Consider the following 22429-nt stretch of genomic DNA (forward strand, 5'->3'; position numbering starts at 1 on the left):
TGGCGCCATCGTCACGCCCGCGGCGATCTTGTCAAGATGATCAACGACGCAGCGCGGCGTATCCCAGCCCGGCCAGCGCCAACACCATCAACGCGATGGCGCCTTCGGAACCATGCGGGTGCGCGTGGACATGTTCACCGGTATGTGCCAGTGCGGGCAGGGCGGTCAGGCCCGCGGCCAACACAGCAAGAACAGTTTTCATCCCTCAATCTCCTTTTTACGAGCGGACAGAAATTCACGGATGTCCCAGACCGATTTTTCGTCGATCGAGACATAGACAAGGCCCATATTGGTTCGTTCACGCACCATTTCGGCGGGAAAGGGCAGATAGCTCAGCTCGCGGCTGCCAAAGGACGGGCTGGCGGTGCCGACCTGCCAGTCGGTCGTCAGTTCCACATCCACAAGCTTCAGCGCTTTGTCACCGCCCACACCGGGACGTTCAAACGGCACACCGGCCAGCTTCAGGTAGCTGGACTTGTCTGCGGCCTTGACGAACCCGTCGATGAATTGCGTGGCCAGAACCTGCAGGTCGGCGGCCTCGTCCTCGGGGAGCATATGGCTGTGCAGGTGGTCCCCATCATGGTGATGATTGTGGCCAATATGGCCGTTCACGATGTCATGTGGCATTTGACCACCTCTTGCCCTGAAACTCGCCATGCGGGATTTCAACCGGCTTGTCGATATGAACCTTGTGTTTGCCCAACGTGCCGTTGCTGACCATCGCGCCCAACACGTCGACAATCACGCGGGTGCCCATCAGGGCGGTGATGTCCGAGGTGTCATAGGGCGGCGAGACCTCGACCAACTCCATGCCGCAGATACCCTGCGCCGCGACCTTGCTGGCCAGCGCCAGCGCCTCACGCGGCAGGAACCCGCCGGGTTCGGGCCAGCCGGTGCCGGGCACAAAACCGCAATCGATGCTGTCGATGTCAAAGGACATATAGACCATGTCCACACCGTCCCACGCCATTTCCAGCGCCATCTCGGCGGTTTTGTCGACGCCCATCCGCTCCATATCGGCCATGGTGATGATGTTCGTTTCACGCTCGCGTGCGACCTTTACCGCCTCGCGCGGGACCTGCCAGCCACCGATGCCGACCTGAACAAGGTTCTTGGCCGGAACGTTGGGCAGGTTTGTCGAGTGGAACCAGGGGGTTGTGTGCATGCGTTCATCCAGGTCTTTCTCCTGAATGTCGGCGTGGCGGTCGAAATGCACGATGCCAATTTTCTTGGACGTGCATTCGGCGATGCCCCGCACGCAGGGGAAGCCGATCGAATGGTCGCCGCCGATCATGATCGGCAGGCTGCCCGAGCTGAACACGTGGCTGACGGCGCGGCTGATCTGGTCAAAGCTCTTTTCCAGATTGGCCGGGATAGTGAAGACGTCGCCGGCATCGCACATGGTCATCTGTTCGCGCAGATCAACGCCGAGCTCATAGTTATAAGGCGTATAAAGCGCCGAGATCTTGCGCAGGCCCTGCGGGCCAAACCGGGTGCCGGGCCGATAGGTGGTGCCGCCGTCAAACGGGATGCCCAGAACGGTGGCGTCGTAATTGGCAACCTCCAAAACATCCTCGGCATAGGGGGCCTTGAGGAAAGTGTTGATGCCGGCGTAATGGGGCAGTTCGCCCCGTGCGAAGGTGGGGATCGACTTGTCGTCGATGCTGTCGGCGCCGGTCAGACCCATGCGCAATGCCCAGCGGCGTTCCTCGTCGGCGCGGCCTTCGGGAATGTCGGCCTCGGCCTGCATGGCCTTCCATCCGCCCAGCTTGGTCAGGTCGGGATGGTGGGCGCGGGCCTGCGGCAGGCGCCGATCCGCCGGGTGGTGCGAGCGCGTGCGCTCAGGCGGGGTGAAGAACATGGGTTTCCTCCTTGATCGTCTGGAAGGGGATGCCCCCATTTCGGGCATCGAAATCATACGTGATTGTGGCCCCGATGATGTCGGGATCGGTGGGATCCCAGCGGGGTTTGTCAAAGACCAGAACGCGGTCGCCCAGCTTGAACCCTTCGTCCAGGTCGTGGGTGACCATGAACACGGTCATGCCGGTCTCTTCGCGTAACTCCATAAGGAAATCATGCATTTGCAGGCGGGTTCCGGGATCCAGCGCGCCAAAGGGTTCGTCCAGTAGCAGGATGCGCGGCGTTGCGGTCAGGGCCTGTCCAATGGCAAGACGCTGTTGCATGCCGCCGGACAGCGCCGTGGGGTAAAGATCGGCGGCGTGGGCAAGGCCGATCCGGTCAAGCGTTGCCATGGCGCGATCACGCGCGCCCTTGCGGGCCTTACGCGGCAGAAACCCGAACCGCGTGCCAAAGCTTTCGGCGGCCAGAACATTGTCCATAACCGTCATATGCGGAAAGACCGAATAGCGTTGAAACACCACGCCCCGTTCGATCCCCGGTTCGCGGGCTGGCGGGTTGCCGTCGATACGGATCTCACCGCGGGTGGGCTGTTCCTCGGCCAGAAGCAGGCGCAGAAAGGTGGATTTGCCACAGCCCGATGCGCCGACGATCGAGATAAACTCACCCTCGTCCACGCTTGTGCTGACACGTTCCAGGATGGGGCGCGGGCCGTAGCTTTGGAAGATATTGTCGATGGTCACGAAACTCATAGCGCTTCTCCGGACCAGGGGAACGCCTTGCGGGCGGTCTGTTTCAACGCCCAGTCGATGACGAAGGCCAGAAGCGTGATCCAGATGACGTAGGTCAGGATCACATCCATCGCCAGGTAGCGGCGCACCAGAAAGATGCGATAGCCCAGGCCAAGGTCGCTGGCGATGGCCTCGGCCGCGATCAGGAACAGCCATGCCGGACCCAGCGACAGGCGCACGGATTGAATGAGGTTCGGCATCAGCTGGGGCAGGGCTACGCGCAGGGCAATCACCCCGGTCGAGGCGCCCAGTGTCTGGGCCTTGATGATCTGTTCATGCGGGATGTCCAGCACCCGTTGGGACAGGTCGCGGATCAGAAACGGCATGATGCCGATGACGATCAGCATGACTTTCGAGGTTTCGCCCAACCCGAACACAATGAACAGGATCGGCAGGATCGCCAGTGGCGGCACCATCGAGGCAACCGAGACAAACCCCGACAAAGTGGAGCGTGCATGCGGCAGCAACCCGATGGCCAGACCAAAGGCCAACCCGCCAAGGGCCGCGATGCCCGTTCCCAGCGCCAGCCGTTGCAGGCTGATCGCGGTGTCATGCCACAACAAGATGCGACCGGACCGGCGGTCGGGCTGTGTGAACAGCCGTTCGGCCGTGTCCACGATGGTTGAGATTGCAGGCAACAATTTGTCCGACGGGTTCACCGCCAGTCGCGCGTCCGAGCCCATTTTATAGGCCAGAAGCACGGCGAGGAATGGCAGGATCGCCAGGAACAGCGCCAGCACCCGCCCGGGTTTTTGGTTGATCAGCCGCATGGGATAAATGGCCCCGGTCTAAGACGCCGGGGCCCCTTTGGGTTACAGCGCGCCGTCGGCGGCCATCTGCATGTAGGTGGTGTCGTAGCGGAACTGAACGTTGTTCGCGTCGCCGGTGGTTGCGCCGTCAGGATAGGCCACGCCAACGAAATCGGCACTGGGCGCGCCTTCGCCAAGAATGCCCTTGTCGAACAGGAACTCGGCGACATTCACCATGGTTTCCTTCAACGCCTCGCCCTCGGTGAAGGCGATGGCCTCGGCCGGGTCATAGAACATCTGGGTCGAGGCCAGCTGTGCCTTGTAACCCGCAAGATCGGTGCCCGAAGCCTCGGCCATGGCCGTCAGGGCCTCTTCGTCGCCGGCCGCCATCAGGCCCAGAACCTCGTACCATGCGCCGGTCAGCGCCTTGCCGAAGGCCGGGTTGTCGGCCAGCGTGTCGGTGTTCACGAACATGATGTCGATGATTTCGCCCGGAATGTCCGCGCTATCATAGACCTTGGTCGCGGTTGGCTCTTCCAAAATGGTCGAGACCAGCGGGTTCCAAGTCACAACCGCCTCGACGTCATCGGTGGCATAGGCGGCAATCATGTCGGCATCGGATGTGTTGATGACACCGGCCAGATCAGCCTCGGACAGGCCCACCGAGTCCAGACCGCGCGCCAGCAGATAGTGGCTGACCGACAATTCAACCAGGTTCACCGGCTTTCCCTTCAGGCTTTCCAGCCCGCCTTCACCCTTGATGATGACCGCGTCATTGCCGTTGGAATAGTCGCCCACCAGCAAGGCGGTGGTATCGACGCCGCCACCCGACGGGATCGAAAGCGTGTCCATATTGGTGGCCGACACGCCGTCAAAGGCACCGGCAGTGTATTGGTTGATCGACTCGATATAGTCGTTGATTTGCACGATCTCGACATCGATCTCGTACTTGTCGGCCCACTTGTCCATAATGCCCGAGGTTTCGAGGTACCCCCAGGGCATCCACCCCACGTAAATTGACCAAGCCACTTTAAATTCGGATTTCTGTTCGGCCATCGCCGGGGCACCCAGAACGGCCCCAAGGATCGCGGCAGAAAGGAGAGTTTTCTTCAGCATCGCATCTTCCCTGTCTTGTTCCACCAAGGGTCGCTGCCTGTCCGCTGGCGGAACAATGAGAACAGGCACGGACAAGCCGGCGCAGTGTTCTCCCGGGATTTTTTCCCGCCGTGTACCGGTCCGGAATTTGCCGGATCGGCGGCACCTCTCGGACCAGTCCCGGTTTGAAATGAACCGGCGGAACCCTAGGCACCCTGCATAATCAGCGTGACGCACGAGGGGGCGAATCCTCTAGGTTTTGGAAAGTTTGAAATAAGGATTGGCGACGAGTTGCTGCAAATTTGGGCGAACATGGCCACATTTGCTCTTGGCATCGGCGATTTTTGGTGAATTTCTGAGGCAATTCGAAAAAGAAATCTCCCGGCAAAAGATGCCGGGAGCGCCATATTTGCAGGATCGCGTTAACGCGGCGGCAGGCGGATGGCGCCGTCCAGCCGGATGACCGTGCCGTTCAGCATGTCGTTTTCGACGATCTGCTGCACCATCTGGGCGTATTCGTCTGGTTTGGCCAGCCGTGCGGGGAACGGGGCCAGCCCGCCAAGGGCGTCGCGCACATCGTCGGGCAGCCCGGCCATCATCGGGGTTTCAAACAGGCCGGGCGCGATGGTCACCACGCGGATCCCCTTATCCGCCAGATCGCGCGCCATGGGCAGGGTCAGCCCGATCACCCCGCCCTTGGACGCGGCATAGGCAGCCTGACCGACCTGGCCCTCGATCCCCGCAACCGAGGCTGTCATCACAATCACCCCGCGGCTGCCATCGGCGTCGACGCTGTCCAGCGTCGCGATGCCGGCAGCCGACTGCGCGGCGGCATTGAACGTGCCGCCCAGGTTGATGGCCAGCGTCTTGGCGAACAGGCCGGGGTCGTGCGCTACGCCGCGCGACACGGTTTTCTGGCCGGGCGCGATGCCGGCGCAGGCCACCAGGATACGTTCCTGCCCATGGGCAGCGCGCGCGGCGGCAAAGCCCTCGGCCAGGCTGTCGGTCGAGGTCACGTCAACATTGCAAAACAGCCCGCCGATCTCGTCGGCGACAGCCGCGCCGGCCTCGGCGTTCAGGTCAAATAGGGCAACCTTGGCCCCCAGCCCGGCCAGCCGCCGGGCCGTCGCCGCGCCCAGCCCCGAGCCGCCGCCGGTCACCACCGCCGCGATATCGTTTGTCCATTTCATGCCTCGGTCTCCTCGTGATGAAAGTTTGCCGCGCGCTTGGCGGCAAAGGCGGCCATGCCTTCGGCCTGTTCAGGCGTGGCAAAGCAGCTGTGAAAGGCCAGTTTTTCAACCCGCAGCCCCTCGGCCAGCGGCGTCTCGAACGCGGCGTTCAGCGTTTCCTTCAGCAATTGCATCGTGGTGCGGCCAAACCCGGCAATGGTTTGGGCGGCGGCCATCGCGGTGTCGTCCACCTGCGCGTCGGGGACGATGCGGCTGACCAGCCCGGCGCGTTCGGCCTCGTCCGCGTCCATCATCCGGGCGGTCATCAGCAGATCGGCGGCCTTGGCCTTGCCCACCGCGCGGGTCAGGCGCTGCGTGCCGCCCATACCGGGGATCACGCCCAGCGTCACCTCGGGCTGGCCGAACTTGGCGGTTTGCCCGGCGATCACCAGATCGCAGCTCATCGCCAATTCGCACCCGCCGCCCAGCGCATAGCCATTGACCGCGGCCACCATCGGCAGCCGGCAATCTGCGACCCGCGACCAGCCGGCCTGCCAGTTCTCGACAAAAACCTGCGGAAAGCGCCGCGGCTGGCTTTCCTTGATATCAGCCCCGGCGGAAAAGGCGCGGGCCGAGCCGCGCACCAGCACCGCGCCGATGCGGGGGTCGGCCTCGAACCGGTCCAGCGCGACGGTGATCTCGTCCAGCATTTGCATGTTCAGCGCGTTCAGCGCGCCCGGGCGGTTCAGCGTCAGGACCCCCACGCGGCCTTCGGTGGTGACATCGACAACATTCATGGGGCCAGCTCCTGAACAAAGGTGGCGAACACGTCCAGCGGTTCGCGGGGGGTGCGATAGTGGTTTTCGGGGGCGGTCATGTCGGCATATCCCAGCGCCATACCGCAGATGATCATCTGGTCGGCCGGGATCGACAGGCGACGCCCGATGATCGCGTGATACTGGGCAAAGGCCTGCTGTGCGCAGGTATCCAGCCCATAGCCGCGCGCGGCCACCATGACCGATTGCAGGAACATGCCGTAATCCAGCCACGAGCCAATTTCCAGGTCGCGGTCGATGGTGAACATCAGCCCCACCGGCGCGTCAAAGAACAGATAGTTGCGGCCGTGCTGGGCTTGCATCTTGTCGCGCTGGCCCTTTTCGATGCCCAGGGCGCCGTACAGGCCCCAGCCATTGGCGCGGCGCCGCGCCAGATAGGGGTCGCGCCAGGTTTCGGGGTAATAGCTGTACTCAAACGCGGGCTGCTCGCCGGCGTTGAAGGCGGCCAGAATCTCGGCGCTCAACTCTTCGCGCTGCTGGCCGCGCACCACATAGACATGCCAGGGCTGCGTGTTGGTGCCGCTGGGCGCGCGGGCGGCGTTTTGCAGAATTTCGGCAATTATCGCGTCATCCACCGGGTCAGGCAGGAAGGCGCGCATGGATTGGCGGGTTTGCAGCGCCTCGGTCACCGTTGCGGCAGCCGCGCGGCGGGTTGCGGGGGTCATGTCGGTCATCTCAATCCTCGGTGCCGCTGCGGGGCAGGCGGGCGATGGGCAGGTCGATATCGAGGTTGGCCAGCTCGTACCCGCGGCGGAAATCCTCGATATGGCGGCGCATCCAATCCTCGGCGGTTTTGGGGTCGCGGGCGCGGATCGCATCGACAATATGGCGGTGCGCAGCCAGCATCCGTTCGCCGGCATTCAGCCGCTTCATCACCGCGTCGAAGGCGGGATAAAACAGCTCGCTGATCGGTTGGCGGCTCAGCAGGATGGCGCGGTTGTTGCAGGCCTCGGACATCAGGTTGTGAAAGGCGATGTCCAGCTCGGACAGCATCGCGTCATCACCCGCCTGCGCCTCGGTCTGGGCCAGGTTGGCCTCCAGTGCCGCGATCTGTTCGGGGCTGGCGTAAAGTGCCGCGTCGCGCGCGATGGCGGGTTCCAGCACGTGCATGGTGCGAAACAGCTCGTTCAACGTGACCTTTTGCAGGATCATCGCGCCGGTGATCGGCCCCGACAGGTCGGTGGATTTGGGGATCGACACAAACAGCTTTTTGCCGCCGGGTTTGCGCGACACGATGCCGTTTTCCTCCAGCAGGCGGATCGCCTCGCGCACGGTGGACCGGTTGACCTGCAACAGATCGGCCAGCGCCAGCTCCGAGGGCAGCACCTCGCCCACCTTGATGTCGCCGTTCAGGATACGCTCGCGCATGGTGCGCGCGGCCAGCTTGTAGGCCGGTTCGGTGTGCAGCGGTTGCAGAACGTTTTCATCAATCATGGGCGACAGCCTTTTTTGCCATTTCCTCGTCCCGCAGCGCCCGGCGCAGCAATTTGCCGGTGGGGCCTTTGGGCAGGGCCGTGCGAAATTCGACCCGTCGCGGGTATTTATACGGCGAGGCGACAGATTTGACATGGGTCTGAATCTCGGCCACCAGCGCGTCCGAGGCTGCAAAGCCATTGGCCAGCACGATGAACGCCTTCACCACCTCGCCGCGTTCGGGGTGGGGCGAGGCGACAACGGCGCATTCCAGCACCGCGGGGTGTTCCAGCAGGGCGTTCTCCACCTCGACCGGGCCAATGCGATAACCGGCCGAGTTGATCACGTCATCGGACCGGCTGGCGTACCAGAAGAACCCGTTATCGTCGCGCTGGCCCAGATCGCCGGTGACGAACACCTTGCCTTGCGGGCCGTCCAGGATGGCCTCGGCGGTTTTTTCCGGCGCTTTCCAATAGCCCAGCATCATCTGCGGGTTGGGCAGGCGCAGCGCCACGTGGCCGATCTGACCATTGGGCAGCTCGGCGCCGGTGTCGTCGACGATCACCAGATCGCTGCCCGGGGCCGACACGCCCATCGAGCCAACCTGCACGTCCAACCCTTTCAGCGTCAGCGCTGTCATCAGGGTTTCGGTCTGCCCATAGGCCTCGGCCACGTCCAGACCGGTGGCGGCCTTCCACTGGCCGGCGACCTCGGGGTTCATCGCCTCGCCCGACGACACGGTGCGCCGCAGCGCGCCCAGATCGTGCGCGGCGACGTCTTCTGCAACCACGCGATACAGCTCGGTCGCCGGGGCGCAATAGATCGACACCCGGTTGCGCGCCAAAAGGCGCAGCCGCTCGGCCGGGTCAAACGGGCCGTCATAGAAAAACGCGCAGCCACCCTCGGACCATGGCCCAAACAGGACCGACGTGCCCGCCTTGGACCAGCCGGTATCGGCCGTGCACCAGATCCGGTCACCCGACTTTACATCCAGCCAGTGCCGCGCCGAATAGCGCCAGGTGTAAAGCCCGCGCGCCGAATGCAGCACCCCCTTGGGGTTCCCGGTCGACCCTGAGGTGTAATACAGCAGCACCGGATCCTCGGCCTCGACCACCGCCGCCGCGGCCTCGTTGGATTGGTTCAGCGCCTCGGCGACCGAGCGCCAGCCCGCGCGCGCGCCCACCGCGAATTTCACCGGCACATCGGCCAGCCCATCGCCCACCCGGTCCACCTGTTCGGCCCGGCAGATCACCGCCTTGGCCTCGGCGTTGTCGGCGCGGTATTGCACCTCTTTCGCCGTCAGCATCTCGATGCACGGGATCGGCACCGCGCCGAGGCGCAACGCGGCAACCACGGCGATCTGCCATTCGGGGATGCGTGGCATGATGATCATCACCCGGTCGCCCTTGACCACGCCCGCCTCTTGCAGCGCATAGGCCAGCCGCTTGGTCAGCCGCGACATGTCACCATAGGTAAAGACCCGCCGCGCGCCCGCGCCGTTTTCCCAGATCAGGCACAGATCGTCGGTTTTGGCGGCCCAATGGTCCACCACATCGGTGGCAAAGTTGAACTGCGCGGGGATGTCCCACTGAAAATCGTCGAACGGTTTTTGCATGACGGTTCCCTCAGATCACGTTGGTTTCGGCAAGCCGGGCGATGTCGGCATCGTCAAGCCCCAGATCGCCCAGCAGCTCGGCATTATGCTGGCCCAGCGTTGGCGGCGGCGCGGTGATTGCGCAGGGCGTGCCCGACAGCTTGATCGGAAAGCCCAGCTGCGGGATCGTGCCCTCGACCGGATGATCGACGCTCAGCATCATGTCGCGCGCTTTCAGCTGCGGGTCGTCAAATGCCTCGCCCACGTCATAAACGGCCGAGAACGGGATGTCGGCGGGTTCCAGTTCGGCCACCCAGACGTCGCGCGGTTTGGTCAGGAACAGCGCGTTCAGCCGGTTGAACTGCACCTCGGCGGCATCGTCGTCGGGCCATTGATCGGCGATCAGGTCCTCCATGCCCACGGCGGTGCAGAAGCGTTCCCAGAAATGCGCCTCGATAATGCCCAGCGCGACAAAGCCGCCATCGGCGCATTCATAGATGTTATAGCAGGGGGCCGAGCCGATAAACGGCCGCTGGCCACCGCGCGGGTTGTCGCCTGCAAACAGCCAATCCGCCCCGTGATAGGCCAGCCACGAGAACGCGCCATCGGTCATCGAGATGTCGATGAACTGGCCCGCCCCGTCGCGCCCGCGCGCGATCACCGCGGCCAGAATGCCGGTGGCCGCCATCTGGCTGCCGCCGCCCACATCGGCGATGGAAAGCCCCGGCACAATCGGGCGCCCGTCGCGCCCGGCAAACAGCCGCGCACCGCCGGCCAGCGACAGATAGTTCAGGTCGTGCCCCGGCATCAGCCGATAGGGGCCGGTCTGTCCGAACCCCGAAATCGCGCAATAGATCAGGCCCGGATTTTCCGCCGCCAGCCGGTCATAGCCCAGGTTCAGCCGGTCCATCACGCCGGGCCGGAACCCTTCGACCACGATGTCGGCACCGGCCACCAGTTTGAGGAACAGCGCCTTGCCCTCGTCTGACTTCAGGTTCAGCGTCACGCTTTTCTTGTTGCGGTTCAACAGCAGGAACGAGCCGCTTTCCTTCACGTTGATCGGCACAAATTCGCGGTTGTAATCGCCACGGCCGGGTTCTTCGATCTTGATGACCTCGGCGCCCATATCGGCCAGCAGCTGCGTGCAAAACGCGCCGGGCAAAAGGCGGGTCAGGTCCAGCACGCGCAGCCCGTCCAGCGCGCCTTTGGCAGGAATACTCATGTGGCTGTCCACCCCCCGTCGGCGGCGATGGTGGCGCCGGTCACATAGCTGGCCGCATCAGAGGCCAGAAACACCACTGCGCCCGCCATCTCGGCCGGTTCGGCCAGACGGCCCGCCGGGGTGCGGTCTTCGACCATGCTGCGTAGGCCGTCATTGGCCGACAGCCCGGCGGTCAGGTCGGTTTTCACATAGCCCGGGGCCACGTTGTTCACCCGCACGCCCTTGGCCCCCCAATCCTTGGCCAGCGACCGCGACAAGGCCTCGACCCCGGCCTTGGCGGCGCAGTAGGCGCCGGTGCGTGCCAGCCCGGTTTTGGCCGCCACCGAGGTGATGTTGATGATCGAGCCATGGGCGCGGTCCAGCATCTTTTGCCCGAACCCGCGAATGCACAGAAACGTGCCGGTCAGGTTCACGTCAACGATGTGGTTCCATTCCTGATCCGTGGTGCGTTCCAGCGGCTTGTAATACGGGTTCACGCCCGCATTGTTCACCAGCACGTCCACCGGCCCCAATGCGGTTTCGGCGTGGGATACCAGTGCCTGTACGGCCTCGGCCTCGGCAATGTCGCCGGCGTAGCTCAACGTGCCTTTCGGCATGCTTTCAAGCGCTTTTGACAGGCTGTCGAGGCTGCGCCCGGTGATCATCACGCGCGCGCCCGCCTCGGCCAGCGCCGTTGCGATGGCCAGGCCAATGCCCCGGCTGCCGCCGGTCACGACGGCGTTTTTTCCGCTTAAGTCAAGCATGTTCACTGATTTACCCCTGCTTTCTTCAGCACCTTGCGCGCCAGCGACCAGCGGTGCACCTCGGACGGGCCGTCATAGATGCGAAAGCCGCGCACCTCGCGGAAAATGCGTTCCACCGGCGTTTCGCTGGTGATGCCGCGCCCACCCAGGATCTGCATCGACCGGTCCACCACGTTCCAGATCACCTCGGAGCATTGCACCTTGGCCATCGAGCTTTCGGTGGTGCCGCGCCCGCCCTGGTCCAGCACCCAGGCCGCCTGTTGCAGCGACAACCGCGCGCCGCGCATCTCGATCTCGTTATCGGCCAGCATAAAGCCCACGCCCTCGTGCTCGCCCAGCGCCTTGCCAAATGCGTGGCGCGTGGTGGCATAGCGCGCGGCCACGTCATGGGCGCGCTGCGCGGCCCCCAGCCAGCGCATGCAATGGGTCAGACGCGCGGGCGCCAGACGGACCTGCGCGTATTTGAACCCTTCGCCCGCGGCGCCCAGGATGTCGTCCTCTTGCAGCACAAGGTTTTCAAAGCGCATCACCGAGTGGCCGCCGGCAAAGCTGCTGTCCATGGTGTCCATGTCGCGGTCGATCGAAATGCCGTCGCGGGGCAGGGGGGTCAGGAACATCGTGGCGCCGCCATCGTGGTCGCCGCCCACATTGCGGGCCATGATGATACAGAAACTGGCCCCGCGCGCCCCGGTGATCAGCCACTTTGTGCCGTTGATCACATAGCCATCGGCGGTTTTCTCGGCGGTGGTCTGCATCATCGACGGGTCAGCGCCGGCGCCATCGGGCTCGGTCATGGCAAAGCACGACCGCGCGCCGCGCGCCAGCGGCGCCAGATAGGCGGCGCGCTGCGCGTCATTGGCGACCATGTCCAGCAGGTGCAAATTGCCCTCGTCCGGCGCAGCGCAATGCAGCGCGGCGATGCCCAGCAACGAATATCCGGCGGCCTCGAACACCACCGACCGGTCCACCTGGTTCAGGCCCAGCCCGCCAAATTCCTTGGGCGCGTGCGGGGCAAACAGACCCGCCGCGCGGCCCAGCGCGTTCAGTTCGACCCGCAGCTCGTCGGTGGGGCCATGGGTGCCCCAGCGCGGGTCATCCTCGTAAGGGATCACCTGCTGTTCGACAAAGGCCCGCGTGCGGGCGGCCAGTTCGGTGATCTCAGGGCTGTGCGAAAAGTCCAATTTATCCTCCCAAACGCGCCACGTCGCGCGCATATTCCAACAGCTCGACACCCAGGGTGCCAAATTCGGCATAGCGGTCATCGCCCAGCGCGCCATCGACCCAGCGCGCGTGCAATTGCAGGAAAATCACCGCAAGTTTCAGCTGGCACAGGGCGCGCATCGCGCCCAACGTGTCCAGCGACCGGCCCGTGGCGCGGCCATAGGCGGCGGCCATGTCGTCGCGGCTGGGAAATCCGGCATGGCCCGTGGGCATCTGGCGCAGCCGCTGCATGCCTTCGGGATCACCCGGCTCGGTCCAATAGCTCAGCAGCGTCGCCAGATCATAGATCGGGTCGCCCAGCGTCGCCATGTCCCAATCCAGCAGCGCCACGGCGCGCAGCCCGTCATCGGCCAGGATCAGGTTGTCCAGCTTGATGTCGCAATGCAGCAGCGTCACGTCGCCATCGGCCCAGCCATCAAACCGCGCCTGCACCAGATCGGCGGCCTCGCGCGCCAGCCCCGCGTGGGGTGTGCCGTCTGACATGGTGACCACGGCACCCGACCAGCGCGCGGCGTTGCGCGGCACAAACCCCGCCGGCCGGCCCAGCGTGTCCAGCCCGCATGCCGCCGGGTCCACCGCGTGCAGGTCGGCCATCGCGCCGGCCAGAAGGCCGGGCAGGGCCGCGGCCATATCCTCGCCCGGGTTCATCGCCGACAAATCGTCGCCGCGAAAAACGCGGCCCTGCCGAAATTCGATCAGTTGGAACGGCGCGCCCAGAACCGCGGCGTCTTCGCACAGGTGGAAACTGCGCGGCGCCAGCGGCAGATGCGCCGACAGGCGCGACAGCACCCGGTGTTCGCGCGCCATGTCATGGGCGCCTTTGGGCAATGGCCCCGACGGCGCGCGGCGCAGAATGGCGCGCTGACCATCCACAGACAGCTCGAAATTCAGGTTCGCCAACCCGCCGGCACAGCGCTTGGGCGCCACGTCGCGGTCCAGCGTCAGACCCTGTTCGGCCAAATACCGGGCCAGGATTTCGGTATCCAGTTCAAAGGGCTTCGTCATATTATTCTGTCCGACCATATTCACGTTGAAACACCTTGGACCAAAGTTCCGCGCACGACCAGCCACAGTTTGGTTGGGCTGAACATCATTCCGCCCCCATCGTCAGCAGCAGCTTGCCGATATGGTCGCCCTGTTGCAGCGCGATATGCGCGTCGGCGGCGCGGTCCAGCGGATACCGGGCCTGAACCACCGGCTGCAGGCGGCCCTGGGCAAAGAGCGGCCAGACCTCGGTGCGCAGCTCGGCCCCGATGGCGGCTTTCTGCGCGGGCGTGCGCGCCCACAGGGTTGACCCGGTGATCGTCAACCGCCGGGTCAGCAGTTTGCCGATATTGAACGCGGTTTCCATCCCCTCCATCAGGCCGATCATCACCACCGTCCCTTCCAGCGCCAGCGCGTCCAGGTTGCGTTGCAGATAGCTGCCGGCAACCATGTCCAGGATCAGGTCCACGCCCTGGCCGCCGGTCTCGGCCATCACCTCGGCGACGAAATCGCGGTCACGGTAATTGATCGCCGCATCGGCCCCCAGCCGCAGGCAGGCATCGCATTTGGCAGGGCTGCCGGCGGTGCACAGCACGCGCGCGCCAAAGGCGCGGGCCAGCTGAATGGCGGTCACGCCGATGCCGCTGGACCCGCCATGGATCAGCACCGTCTGCCCGGTATGCAGCCCGCCGCGCTGAAAGAGGTTGGCCCACACGGTGAAAAAGGTTTCCGGCAGCGCGGCGGCATCGACCACCGCCACACCCTCGGGCACCGGCAGCACCAGCGTGGCGTCGGCCAGCACGTATTCGCCATAGCCGCCTTCCTTCAGCAGCGCGCAGACCGGCGCGCCAGCGGTCAGTCCGGTCACCCCGTCGCCGGTCTCGGCCACCCAGCCCGACACTTCCAGCCCCAGCACGTCGTATTCGGTGCCCGGCGGGGCGGGATAGCTGCGGTCGCGTTGCAGGATGTCGCCGCGGTTCAGCCCGGCCGCGGCCACCCGGATCAGCACCTGCCCGGGGCCGGGGCGCGGCACCGGGCGGGTTTCCAGCAGCAGGCTGTGCGCATCGCCGCCCAGCCGGGCCGAGATCACGCGCATGGATTGGGGCAGATCTTGGGTCATAACAGCGTCCTAAACCGAGAGGTATTTGTCGATCAGCGCCTGATCGGCCATCAGCGCGTCGATGGCGCCGCTGAACACCGCGGTGCCGTGGTCGATCACCACCGCATTGGTGGCCAGGTCCAGGCAGAACCGCATGTTCTGTTCCGCCAGAACAATGGTCAGCCCACCGGCGCGCAGGTCCTTCAGCACGTGCCCGATCTGTTCGACGATCAGCGGGGCCAGCCCCTCGGACGGTTCGTCCAGCAGCAACAGGTCGGGGTTGCCCATCAGCGTGCGCGCCAGCGACAGCATCTGCTGTTCGCCGCCCGACAACAGCCCGGCCTGCCGCGACTTCAGCGGGGTCAGCATCGGGAACGTGTCGTAGATCCGCTCCAGCGTCCAATCGCGTTGACCCTTGGTGCCCGCCTTGGCGCCCATCAGCAGGTTGTCTTCGACGGTCAGCTCGGCAAAGACCTGCCGGTCTTCGGGCACATAGCCAACGCCTGCGCGCGCCACCCGTTCGGGCCGCCAGCCGCTGATGGTTTTGCCGCCGTACTGCGTGGCGCCGCGGGCCGGTTTCAGCACGCCCATCAACGATTTCATCGTGGTGGACTTGCCCGCCCCGTTGCGCCCCAGCAGCGCCAGCGTCTCGCCACGCTCAACCGACAGCGACATGTCAAACAGCACCTGGCTCAGCCCGTAATAGCTGCACAGGCCCTGGGCGCTCAGCATGGTTGTGGTCATTGCGCGGCCTCCTTTTCTTCGTCCAGCGCGGTGCCCAGATAGGCGTCGATCACGCGCTGGTCGCCGCGCACCTGATCGGGTGTGCCGCTGGCCAGTACTGCGCCGCTGACCAGAACGTGAATCTGCTGGGCCGTGGCAAAGACGATATCCATGTCGTGTTCGATAAAGACGATGGTCAGCCCAAGCGCGCGCCAGATTTCTTTGATCTGTTCGATCATCGACCAGCGTTCCTGCGGGCCCAGCCCGGCGGTGGGTTCGTCCAGCAACAGCACCCGCGGCTCCATCGCCAGCGCCAGCCCGATATCCAGCAGCTTCTGGTCGCCATGCGAAAGGGCGCTGACCTGGGTATTGGCGGCGTGGCCCAGATCCAGCAGGGCCAGGATCTCCATCGCGCGTTCGGGCGGCAGCGTGGCGTCAAACGGGCGCCACATGCCAAAGCTTTTGCCCAGATACGACACCCGCGCCGCGGTCATCGCCTGCATCGCGGTCAGGGTGGGGAACAGGCTGGCCACCTGAAAGGCACGCACCACGCCGGCGCGCACGATCTCGGTGCGCGAGCGCCCGACGATCGACGCGCCATCCAGTGTGATCGCCCCTTCGCTGGGTGCGATCTGCGCGCTGATCAGGTTGAACAGGGTGGTCTTGCCCGCCCCGTTTGGCCCGATGATCGCCGACAGGCTGCCTTTGGGGAAATCCAGCGACACGTCGCGCGTGGCCTTGATCCCGCCAAAGTTCTTGTGCACGGCATCAAGCGTCAGCATGGGTTGCCTCCTTTGCGTCGGCGGTGGGTTGGGCGGGGGTCGACTTGCGCCCGCCGGGTTTCACGAAATCCAGCACACCTTTGCGCAGACCCAGCGAGAACAGCAGGATGATGCCTCCCAAAAACAGCCCGTAATGGTCGGTATAGGTCACCACGATGTCGTTCAGACCGGTCAGGATCAGCGCCCCGAGGATCGGGCCAAAGAAGTTGGTCAACCCGCCCAGCATCACCATAAAGATCGCCTCGCCCGAGGTGGTCCAGAAGGCAAAGTCGGGATACGCGCCCGAGATGAACAGCGCCAGGATGATGCCGCCCACCGACGAGAACACCGCCGACAGCACGAAACAGGTCAGCTTGACGGCAAAGACGTTCACGCCCAGGAAGATGGCGCGACGCTCATTGTCGCGGATCATGCGCAGGGTAAAGCCAAAGGGCGACGACACGATGCGGTGCATCAAATACATCGCCAGAACCGTGACCGTGACGCAAAAGGCATAAAGATGTTCGGGCTGGTTCAGATCCACGCCGAAAAAGACCGGCGTCGGGATGCCACCCAACAAGCCGTTATCGCCGCCGGTCACATCCACCCAGCTGAGCAGGATCGAGTGAAAGAACATCTGAAACGCCAGCGTCAGAAAGGCGAAATAGATCTCGCTCAGGCGGACACAGATGGCGCCGATCAGGGCCGCGATGGCCCCGGTGATGATCAGCGCCGCCACAATGGCCAGCGGCACCGGCATGATCTGCGCCTGCATGATCGCGCCAAAGGAATAGGCGCCCGAGGCAAAGAACATCGCATGGCCGAACGAGATCAGCCCGGTATAGCCGATCAGCAGGTTCAGACCGGTGGCCAACAGGCCCCAGGCCGCGGCGAAGATGATGTAATCGGCCAGCTTCTCGCCACCGCCCAGATGCGGCAGCGCCAATAGCACCACCAATGCGGCCAGCGCGATCAGCGCGTTGCGTGTGGTTGAACGGGTCATGGACGGCTCGCTTCTTGACGGCCCAACAGGCCGTTGGGTTTCAAAACAAGGACAAGGCCCATCATCACGTACATCAGCCCGTCGACGAATAACGGGAACCCGATGGAGCCATAGGACCGCACCAGCCCGATCAGGATCGACGCCACCAGCGCCCCGGTGACCGAGCCCATGCCGCCGATGACGGTGACCACGAAGGACACGATCAAGACCGAAAAGCCCATGCCCGGCGTCAGCGCCCGGATCGGCGCGGCCAGCCCCCCGGCCATACCCGCCAGGAACATGCCCAGCGCAAAGACCGACAGATAGATCAGCGGCGTGGGGATCCCCAGCGCCGACACCATCGTCGGGTTCACCGCGGTGGCGCGGATGATGCGGCCGTATTGGGTGCGCTCGATGATGAACCACAGCACCGCGGCAAAGACAGCCGCCACCGTGATGATGAAGATATAGAACGGCGGCACAATGCCACCTGCGATAAAGACCGGCGGCAGACGGAACGCCTGCGGCATCCCCATCGACAGGTATTCCGAGCCCCAGATGATCTGCACCAGGTCATCGGCCACCAGAACGAAGCCATAGCAGACCAAAAGCTGCAACAGCACGTTCTCGCCATAGACCCGCCGGATTGCAAAGCGCTCGAACAATACGCCCAGGATCGCGGCGCCGAACCCGCCGGCCAGCACGGCCACCAGATAGCTGCCGGTCACCTGATAGGCAGAATAGGCCAGATAGGCCCCGACCATATAGAATGCCCCGTGGGCAAAGTTCACGATGCCCAGCACGCCGAAAATCAGCGTCAGCCCGGCGGCGACCAGAAAGAACAGCATGCCGATGATCAGGCCGCTGGTGGTTTGGGTGACGACGCAGGACAAAGATGTCAGGCAGTCGAGCAAGGCTGCGGGTTCCATAAGCCTCTCGCTTTATTGGTAAAAAGGGGCCGGGATGCGCGAACGCATCCCGGCAGTCTGGGTTGGATCAGGCGAAGCCCTGGCGTTTCTTCCAGTCGGCTTCAAGTTCCAGGATCTGCTCCCAGGAGGAGGTGTGAAAGTCTTTCATGAACGGCTCTTCGGCAGTGGTCACACCATAGCCCACTGCGTAACCGGTCAGGGTGTGGTCCTCGGCGCGCATCGTCAGCGTGCCGTCCACACCAAAGGGCGAGGCGATCGTGCGGCCGCGGATGGCCTCGGCCAGCTTGACCGGATCGTCGGTGCCCACGTCTTTCAGAGCCTCGATGACAAAGGTGGCGGCGGTGGCGTTCTCCCACGACCAGTTGGTCGGTAGGGTGCCAAATTTGGCCACATAAGCGTCGTAGAAGGCGTTGTTCTCGGGCGTGTTCGGCACAACCTTGTTGTAGCGGCTGCCCGAGCGCATGCCGTTGGGCAGTTGCTCAACCGCAGTTAGCACCGGATAGTCGCCCAGGTTGACCGAGAAGGTCTCGGTCTGATCGAACAGCGCGTACAGGTTCGCCTGGTCGATGAACGACACCAGATCGCCCCCCCACAGCGCCGAGTACAGCGCATCGGGGCGCCATTGCAGGATGCGGGTGATCACCTCGGTATAGTCGGGCTGGAACAGCTTGGGCCAGGCCTGGCCGATCACCTCGATATCGCTGTTGAAATACTTGGCGTACTCCATGAACTCGGCGGTGGTGGTGCGGCCATAGGCGTAATCGGGCGAACACGTGGCCCAGCGTTTCAGGCCCTTTTCCTTGGCTACGGCCGCTGCATAGGCACCGCCGCCGATGGCGTCGTGGATGCCCTGACGGGCCGACCGGAACGCGGTCGGGGCGTGCAGCGCCGGGTCGGCCGACAGCGGCGTCGCCTCGGACACGGTGTGCAGGCACAGCGCGCCGATGGACTTGATGACCTCCTGCACGGCAAAGCTGCCGCTCGAGGCTTCGGCGTCCAGGATGATGTTACACCCGTCGCCATTGACCAGGTCGCGGACCGCCTTGGCGGCCTCTTCCGGTTTGGCGCGGCTGTCGCGGGTGATCAGTTCGATCTTGCGCCCGTCCAGGCCGCCACTGGCGTTGAACTCGTCAAAGACCAGCTTGGCGCCAGCGACCGAGCTTTCGCCCAGGATCGACACGACACCCGACAGGATGGTGGGCATGCCCACGCGGATGGCGCCGGTACCTTCGGCGCGCAGGATGGCCGGCGCGCTCAGCGCCATGGCCGTGGCTGCACCGGTTTTCAAAAACCGTCTGCGGCCCGTGTTGAGCTTGTGGTTCGTCACGACATTTCCTCCCATTACAGTCCGACAGTTGGACTGTAATGAGAAACGTAAAGGACGACGGCCTCCCAGCGCAAGTGGCAAATTTTGTTAAAAATCGGGGATTTACCGTCTTAGCTGCTGGGTAGAGTTAGGGTGTGACGATTTTTGGTCCGACTGAAATGATTCGAAACGGTCCAACAAAAAAGGGGGCCGCAATGCAGGCCCCCTTTGCAAAAATCGATTGTCCGGCCGTTTCAGCCGGCGTTTTCCAGCACGCTGCAGAAATTCGCCACGCCCGAGCCACCCATGTTGAACACCATGCCCAACCGCGGGTCGGCCACCTGCATGTCGCCGGCGGTGCCAGTCAGCTGCTGCGCGGCGATGACATGCATCGACACACCAGTGGCGCCCACGGGGTGGCCCTTGGCCTTCAGCCCGCCCGACAGGTTGATCGGCAGCGCCCCGTCGGCGGCCACGATGCCGTCCTCGATCGCGCGCGCGCCCTGACCGCGCGGCGCCAGGCCCATCGCCTCGTAAATCAGCAGCTCGGCGATGGTGAAACAGTCATGCACCTCGCCAAAACTCAGATCGGCGGTGGTGGCGCCCGCGGTCTGCAGCGCCGTGTTGATGGCGCGCGCCGGTCCTTCGAAGGCAAGGATATCGCGCCGCGACATCGGCAGGTAGTCGTTCACCTGCACCGCCGCGCGGAAGGCGATGTTGTTGGCCATATCCTCGGCCACGTCATCGGCGGCCAGGATCAGCGCCGCCGCCCCGTCCGAGATCAACGAGCAATCGGTCATCCGCAGCGGCGGCGCGATCAGCGGGTTGCGGTCCGACACGGTGTTGCACGCCTCGAACCCCAGGTCCTTGCGCAGATGCGCCAGGGGGTTGTTCAGCGCGTTGGCGTGGTTCTTGGCGGCAATCCGGGCCAGCGTTGCCGACTGATCACCATGTTCCTGAAAATACTTCTGCGCGATCCGCGCAAAGATCTGCGGGAAGGACACGCCGGCCTCTTCCTTCTGATACGACGCCCCGGCCAGCGCTTCGGTCACGCCTTCGGTGGTTTGCGAAGTCATCTTCTCGGCCCCGATCACCAGCGCAACCTTGGCGCGGCCCGACCGGATGGCGTCGCGCGCCGAATACACCGCCGCCGCGCCCGAGGCACAGGCGTTTTCCACCCGCGTCGCGGGGGTGAAGCGCAAATCGTCGCTGGCCCCCAGCGCCAGCGATGACGGGAACCCGTCGCTGACAAGGCCCGAGTTGAAATGCCCCACCCAGATCCCGTCGACATCGGCATAGTCGATGCCCGCGTGCGCCACGGCCTGCTGGGCGACGTCGATGATCATGTCTTCAAGGCTGGCCTCTTCCAGGCGGCCAAATTTCGTGTGGCCCCAGCCAACGATGCGCGCGTCCATGGCGCTCCTCCTTCTCTTTTGCTGTCTTCAACCTTATCATCCCACCAAGGCCGCCAAATACGTGAGACTACGTAGCTTCATGGACATTGATCACGACACCGCGATGCTGGGGTTCACCATGGCGCCCGTGGGGCTGGTTGTGACCCGCGAGCGGATCATAACCGCTTGTAATGATGAGTTTTGTTCGATGTTCGGCTATCGGCAGGCCGATATGATGGGCAAGATGATGTCGATGCTGTACCCGTCGACGCGCGAGTTTGTCGAGACCGGGCGGCTGGGCCGAGAGGGCCTGATGAAGACCGGCCGCTACATGGATGAACGCATCATGCGCAAGCAGGACGGCACGCTGTTCTGGTGCCGCGCGCGCGGCCATACCGCCGACCGCGCCAACCCGTTTTCCAAATGTGTCTGGAGCTTTGCCGACCTGTCGGATGCGCGGCCCGTGGTGGAGCTGACCGCGCGCGAACGGCAGGTGGCGATGTTGCTGGTGCAGGGGCAGGTGACCAAGGATATCGCCCGCAGCCTGAACCTGTCGCCGCGCACGATCGAGATTTATCGCGGCAATCTGCTGAAGAAGTTCGGGGTGCGCAACGGCACCGAATTGCTGGCCGCGCTGTCGGGCGCGATGTAGGCGTCAGGCGCCGATGCGGCGCACCTCGTCGCGCATGATCTGGCCCAGCTCGTTCAGGCGCGCGCGCGTCAGCCGGTTCGACGGCCCCGAGATCGAGATGCCCCCCTCCACATGCCCCATGGCGTTGCGGATGGGTACGGCGATACAGTTCATGCCGCTGGAAAGCTCTTCAAAATCAAAGGCATGGCCCTGCATGCGCACCCGCTCCAGCTCGCTGATCAGCAGGTCGGGGTCGGCGATGGTGCGGTCGGTATAGGTCTTCAGGTCCAGCGTCAGATAGTCCTGAATAAAGGCCGGGGGTTGATGCGCCAGGATCGCCTTGCCCACCGATGTGGCGTGCAATTCGCAGCGCGTGCCAATGGCGAAATCAACCGCCACCAGCTGCACCCCCTTGGCGCGTTGGGTCAGCACGGTTTCGATCCCGCTGAGCTCGGAATAGTGGCAGGTTTCACCGGTGCGTTCAGACGTGGCGCGCAGCAGATCGGCGATGCGCTGCCGGTCGGGACCGTCGGCAAATACGGGCCGCGCCAGGGTCAGCATGCGCGGGTTGATGCGGAAGGTTTTGGTGGCCGCGTCGTGGTCCAGATACCCGGCCTCTTCGATGGTGCGCAGCATTCGATAGGTGGTCACCCGCTCCAGCCCCGCAGCCTCGGCCACGTCGGCGGCAGACATCGGGCCAGCGCCCGCAGCGACAGCTTCGAGCACCTTGAAAGCCTTGAGCACGGTAGAGCTCTTATTTGAGTCGCGGGCCATGGTTCACCTGTACGATATGTGTACAATATGCGTATCAATACTCGGATTGCTTGTCTAGTCCCAGTAAGGTTTCACGTTATGTTGTAAGTTCTGAACGTAAATTGGACAGAAAATTTAAATAATTAACAACGTTTTAGCTGGTGGAGCGGTGGAATT

24 protein-coding genes and 1 riboswitch are annotated in these 22429 nt (G+C 64.1%); of the genes, 1 reads left to right on the forward strand and 23 read right to left on the reverse strand.

Annotated features, from left to right (window positions below; genetic code table 11):
* Positions 1–40 precede the first annotated feature (40 nt).
* The 22 genes from ACMU_RS19365 to ACMU_RS16290 form a co-directional block, all read right to left on the reverse strand.
* Positions 41–202 carry a peptidase M23 gene (locus tag ACMU_RS19365; protein ID WP_152544653.1) on the reverse strand — a complete coding sequence of 54 codons (162 nt, stop codon included), beginning with the start codon at positions 200–202 and terminating at the stop codon, positions 41–43.
* A complete protein-coding gene (locus ACMU_RS16190; RefSeq protein ID WP_035261651.1) occupies positions 199–627 on the reverse strand; it encodes a hypothetical protein in 429 nt (142 codons plus the stop codon). The genes ACMU_RS19365 and ACMU_RS16190 overlap by 4 nt, the downstream gene beginning before the upstream one ends.
* A complete protein-coding gene (locus ACMU_RS16195; protein WP_035261655.1) occupies positions 617–1861 on the reverse strand; it encodes an agmatinase family protein in 1245 nt (414 codons plus the stop codon). Before ACMU_RS16195 ends, ACMU_RS16190 begins: the two co-directional genes overlap by 11 nt.
* Positions 1842–2609 carry an ABC transporter ATP-binding protein gene (locus ACMU_RS16200; RefSeq protein WP_035261658.1) on the reverse strand — a complete coding sequence of 256 codons (768 nt, stop codon included), beginning with the start codon at positions 2607–2609 and terminating at the stop codon, positions 1842–1844. The genes ACMU_RS16195 and ACMU_RS16200 overlap by 20 nt, the downstream gene beginning before the upstream one ends.
* Positions 2606–3418, reverse strand: a complete 813-nt coding sequence (locus ACMU_RS16205) for an ABC transporter permease (RefSeq protein WP_035261661.1) — start codon at positions 3416–3418, stop codon at positions 2606–2608. The genes ACMU_RS16200 and ACMU_RS16205 overlap by 4 nt, the downstream gene beginning before the upstream one ends.
* Positions 3419–3460: 42 nt before the next feature.
* Positions 3461–4513: a putative urea ABC transporter substrate-binding protein gene (locus ACMU_RS16210; protein WP_035261801.1), complete on the reverse strand. Its 1053-nt coding sequence runs from the start codon at positions 4511–4513 to the stop codon at positions 3461–3463.
* An 87-nt stretch (positions 4514–4600) separates the two neighbouring features.
* Positions 4601–4713, reverse strand: a riboswitch (guanidine-I (ykkC/yxkD leader).
* 201 nt (positions 4714–4914) lie between these two features.
* Entirely contained in the window at positions 4915–5682 is a 768-nt protein-coding gene (locus ACMU_RS16215) for an SDR family NAD(P)-dependent oxidoreductase (RefSeq protein ID WP_035261663.1), read from the reverse strand.
* Positions 5679–6458, reverse strand: a complete 780-nt coding sequence (locus ACMU_RS16220) for an enoyl-CoA hydratase-related protein (protein ID WP_035261665.1) — start codon at positions 6456–6458, stop codon at positions 5679–5681. Before ACMU_RS16220 ends, ACMU_RS16215 begins: the two co-directional genes overlap by 4 nt.
* Positions 6455–7171 carry a nitroreductase gene (locus tag ACMU_RS16225; RefSeq protein WP_152544655.1) on the reverse strand — a complete coding sequence of 239 codons (717 nt, stop codon included), beginning with the start codon at positions 7169–7171 and terminating at the stop codon, positions 6455–6457. Before ACMU_RS16225 ends, ACMU_RS16220 begins: the two co-directional genes overlap by 4 nt.
* Before the next feature lies 1 nt (position 7172).
* Positions 7173–7931: a FadR/GntR family transcriptional regulator gene (locus ACMU_RS16230; RefSeq protein ID WP_035261668.1), complete on the reverse strand. Its 759-nt coding sequence runs from the start codon at positions 7929–7931 to the stop codon at positions 7173–7175.
* Positions 7924–9525, reverse strand: a complete 1602-nt coding sequence (locus ACMU_RS16235) for an acyl-CoA synthetase (RefSeq protein ID WP_035261670.1) — start codon at positions 9523–9525, stop codon at positions 7924–7926. Before ACMU_RS16235 ends, ACMU_RS16230 begins: the two co-directional genes overlap by 8 nt.
* A 10-nt stretch (positions 9526–9535) precedes the next feature.
* Complete coding sequence (locus ACMU_RS16240) at positions 9536–10726, reverse strand: CaiB/BaiF CoA transferase family protein (RefSeq protein WP_035261673.1); 1191 nt, start codon at positions 10724–10726, stop codon at positions 9536–9538.
* The gene (locus ACMU_RS16245; RefSeq protein WP_035261675.1) at positions 10723–11469 is read right to left on the reverse strand and encodes an SDR family NAD(P)-dependent oxidoreductase; all 747 of its coding nucleotides are present in this window, start codon (positions 11467–11469) and stop codon (positions 10723–10725) included. The genes ACMU_RS16240 and ACMU_RS16245 overlap by 4 nt, the downstream gene beginning before the upstream one ends.
* Positions 11470–11471: 2 nt before the next feature.
* Positions 11472–12650, reverse strand: coding sequence for an acyl-CoA dehydrogenase family protein (locus ACMU_RS16250; RefSeq protein WP_035261804.1), 1179 nt, complete (start codon positions 12648–12650; stop codon positions 11472–11474).
* A 1-nt stretch (position 12651) separates the two neighbouring features.
* Positions 12652–13695 carry a phosphotransferase family protein gene (locus ACMU_RS16255; RefSeq protein WP_035261806.1) on the reverse strand — a complete coding sequence of 348 codons (1044 nt, stop codon included), beginning with the start codon at positions 13693–13695 and terminating at the stop codon, positions 12652–12654.
* An 85-nt stretch (positions 13696–13780) separates the two neighbouring features.
* Entirely contained in the window at positions 13781–14794 is a 1014-nt protein-coding gene (locus tag ACMU_RS16260; RefSeq protein ID WP_035261677.1) for an NAD(P)H-quinone oxidoreductase, read from the reverse strand.
* Positions 14795–14803: 9 nt separating this feature from the next.
* Positions 14804–15517: an ABC transporter ATP-binding protein gene (locus ACMU_RS16265; protein WP_035261680.1), complete on the reverse strand. Its 714-nt coding sequence runs from the start codon at positions 15515–15517 to the stop codon at positions 14804–14806.
* On the reverse strand, positions 15514–16278 hold the full coding sequence (locus tag ACMU_RS16270) for an ABC transporter ATP-binding protein (RefSeq protein WP_035261683.1): 765 nt from the start codon (positions 16276–16278) through the stop codon (positions 15514–15516). The genes ACMU_RS16265 and ACMU_RS16270 overlap by 4 nt, the downstream gene beginning before the upstream one ends.
* Positions 16265–17260 carry a branched-chain amino acid ABC transporter permease gene (locus ACMU_RS16275; RefSeq protein ID WP_035261685.1) on the reverse strand — a complete coding sequence of 332 codons (996 nt, stop codon included), beginning with the start codon at positions 17258–17260 and terminating at the stop codon, positions 16265–16267. The genes ACMU_RS16270 and ACMU_RS16275 overlap by 14 nt, the downstream gene beginning before the upstream one ends.
* Positions 17257–18168: a branched-chain amino acid ABC transporter permease gene (locus ACMU_RS16280; RefSeq protein ID WP_035261688.1), complete on the reverse strand. Its 912-nt coding sequence runs from the start codon at positions 18166–18168 to the stop codon at positions 17257–17259. The genes ACMU_RS16275 and ACMU_RS16280 overlap by 4 nt, the downstream gene beginning before the upstream one ends.
* 67 nt (positions 18169–18235) lie before the next feature.
* Positions 18236–19495, reverse strand: a complete 1260-nt coding sequence (locus ACMU_RS16285) for an ABC transporter substrate-binding protein (RefSeq protein ID WP_035261809.1) — start codon at positions 19493–19495, stop codon at positions 18236–18238.
* 233 nt (positions 19496–19728) lie between these two features.
* Positions 19729–20889: an acetyl-CoA acetyltransferase gene (locus tag ACMU_RS16290; RefSeq protein WP_035261690.1), complete on the reverse strand. Its 1161-nt coding sequence runs from the start codon at positions 20887–20889 to the stop codon at positions 19729–19731.
* Positions 20890–20950: 61 nt separating this feature from the next.
* Between ACMU_RS16290 and ACMU_RS16295 the strand changes: the two genes are divergently transcribed.
* Entirely contained in the window at positions 20951–21520 is a 570-nt protein-coding gene (locus tag ACMU_RS16295; protein WP_236626286.1) for a LuxR family transcriptional regulator, read from the forward strand.
* Between the two features lie 3 nt (positions 21521–21523).
* On the opposite strand, the gene ACMU_RS18915 is transcribed toward ACMU_RS16295, so the two are convergent.
* A complete protein-coding gene (locus ACMU_RS18915) occupies positions 21524–22243 on the reverse strand; it encodes an IclR family transcriptional regulator (protein WP_161635697.1) in 720 nt (239 codons plus the stop codon).
* Positions 22244–22429: the final 186 nt, after the last annotated feature.

The sequence above is a fragment of the Actibacterium mucosum KCTC 23349 genome (assembly GCF_000647975.1).
Classification (GTDB): domain Bacteria; phylum Pseudomonadota; class Alphaproteobacteria; order Rhodobacterales; family Rhodobacteraceae; genus Actibacterium; species Actibacterium mucosum.

Coding starts and splice junctions, on each gene's coding strand:
- ACMU_RS16230 (WP_035261668.1), bottom strand. CDS start 7,931: ATGATTGATGAAAACGTTCTGCAACCGCTGCACACCGAACCGGCCTAC.
- ACMU_RS16235 (WP_035261670.1), bottom strand. CDS start 9,525: ATGCAAAAACCGTTCGACGATTTTCAGTGGGACATCCCCGCGCAGTTC.
- ACMU_RS16215 (WP_035261663.1), bottom strand. CDS start 5,682: ATGAAATGGACAAACGATATCGCGGCGGTGGTGACCGGCGGCGGCTCG.
- ACMU_RS16190 (WP_035261651.1), bottom strand. CDS start 627: ATGCCACATGACATCGTGAACGGCCATATTGGCCACAATCATCACCAT.
- ACMU_RS16210 (WP_035261801.1), bottom strand. CDS start 4,513: ATGCTGAAGAAAACTCTCCTTTCTGCCGCGATCCTTGGGGCCGTTCTG.
- ACMU_RS16240 (WP_035261673.1), bottom strand. CDS start 10,726: ATGAGTATTCCTGCCAAAGGCGCGCTGGACGGGCTGCGCGTGCTGGAC.
- ACMU_RS16195 (WP_035261655.1), bottom strand. CDS start 1,861: ATGTTCTTCACCCCGCCTGAGCGCACGCGCTCGCACCACCCGGCGGAT.
- ACMU_RS16275 (WP_035261685.1), bottom strand. CDS start 17,260: ATGACCCGTTCAACCACACGCAACGCGCTGATCGCGCTGGCCGCATTG.
- ACMU_RS16270 (WP_035261683.1), bottom strand. CDS start 16,278: ATGCTGACGCTTGATGCCGTGCACAAGAACTTTGGCGGGATCAAGGCC.
- ACMU_RS16205 (WP_035261661.1), bottom strand. CDS start 3,418: ATGCGGCTGATCAACCAAAAACCCGGGCGGGTGCTGGCGCTGTTCCTG.
- ACMU_RS16290 (WP_035261690.1), bottom strand. CDS start 20,889: ATGGACGCGCGCATCGTTGGCTGGGGCCACACGAAATTTGGCCGCCTG.
- ACMU_RS16255 (WP_035261806.1), bottom strand. CDS start 13,695: ATGACGAAGCCCTTTGAACTGGATACCGAAATCCTGGCCCGGTATTTG.
- ACMU_RS19365 (WP_152544653.1), bottom strand. CDS start 202: ATGAAAACTGTTCTTGCTGTGTTGGCCGCGGGCCTGACCGCCCTGCCC.
- ACMU_RS16200 (WP_035261658.1), bottom strand. CDS start 2,609: ATGAGTTTCGTGACCATCGACAATATCTTCCAAAGCTACGGCCCGCGC.
- ACMU_RS16220 (WP_035261665.1), bottom strand. CDS start 6,458: ATGAATGTTGTCGATGTCACCACCGAAGGCCGCGTGGGGGTCCTGACG.
- ACMU_RS16265 (WP_035261680.1), bottom strand. CDS start 15,517: ATGACCACAACCATGCTGAGCGCCCAGGGCCTGTGCAGCTATTACGGG.
- ACMU_RS16280 (WP_035261688.1), bottom strand. CDS start 18,168: ATGGAACCCGCAGCCTTGCTCGACTGCCTGACATCTTTGTCCTGCGTC.
- ACMU_RS16245 (WP_035261675.1), bottom strand. CDS start 11,469: ATGCTTGACTTAAGCGGAAAAAACGCCGTCGTGACCGGCGGCAGCCGG.
- ACMU_RS16260 (WP_035261677.1), bottom strand. CDS start 14,794: ATGACCCAAGATCTGCCCCAATCCATGCGCGTGATCTCGGCCCGGCTG.
- ACMU_RS16225 (WP_152544655.1), bottom strand. CDS start 7,171: ATGACCGACATGACCCCCGCAACCCGCCGCGCGGCTGCCGCAACGGTG.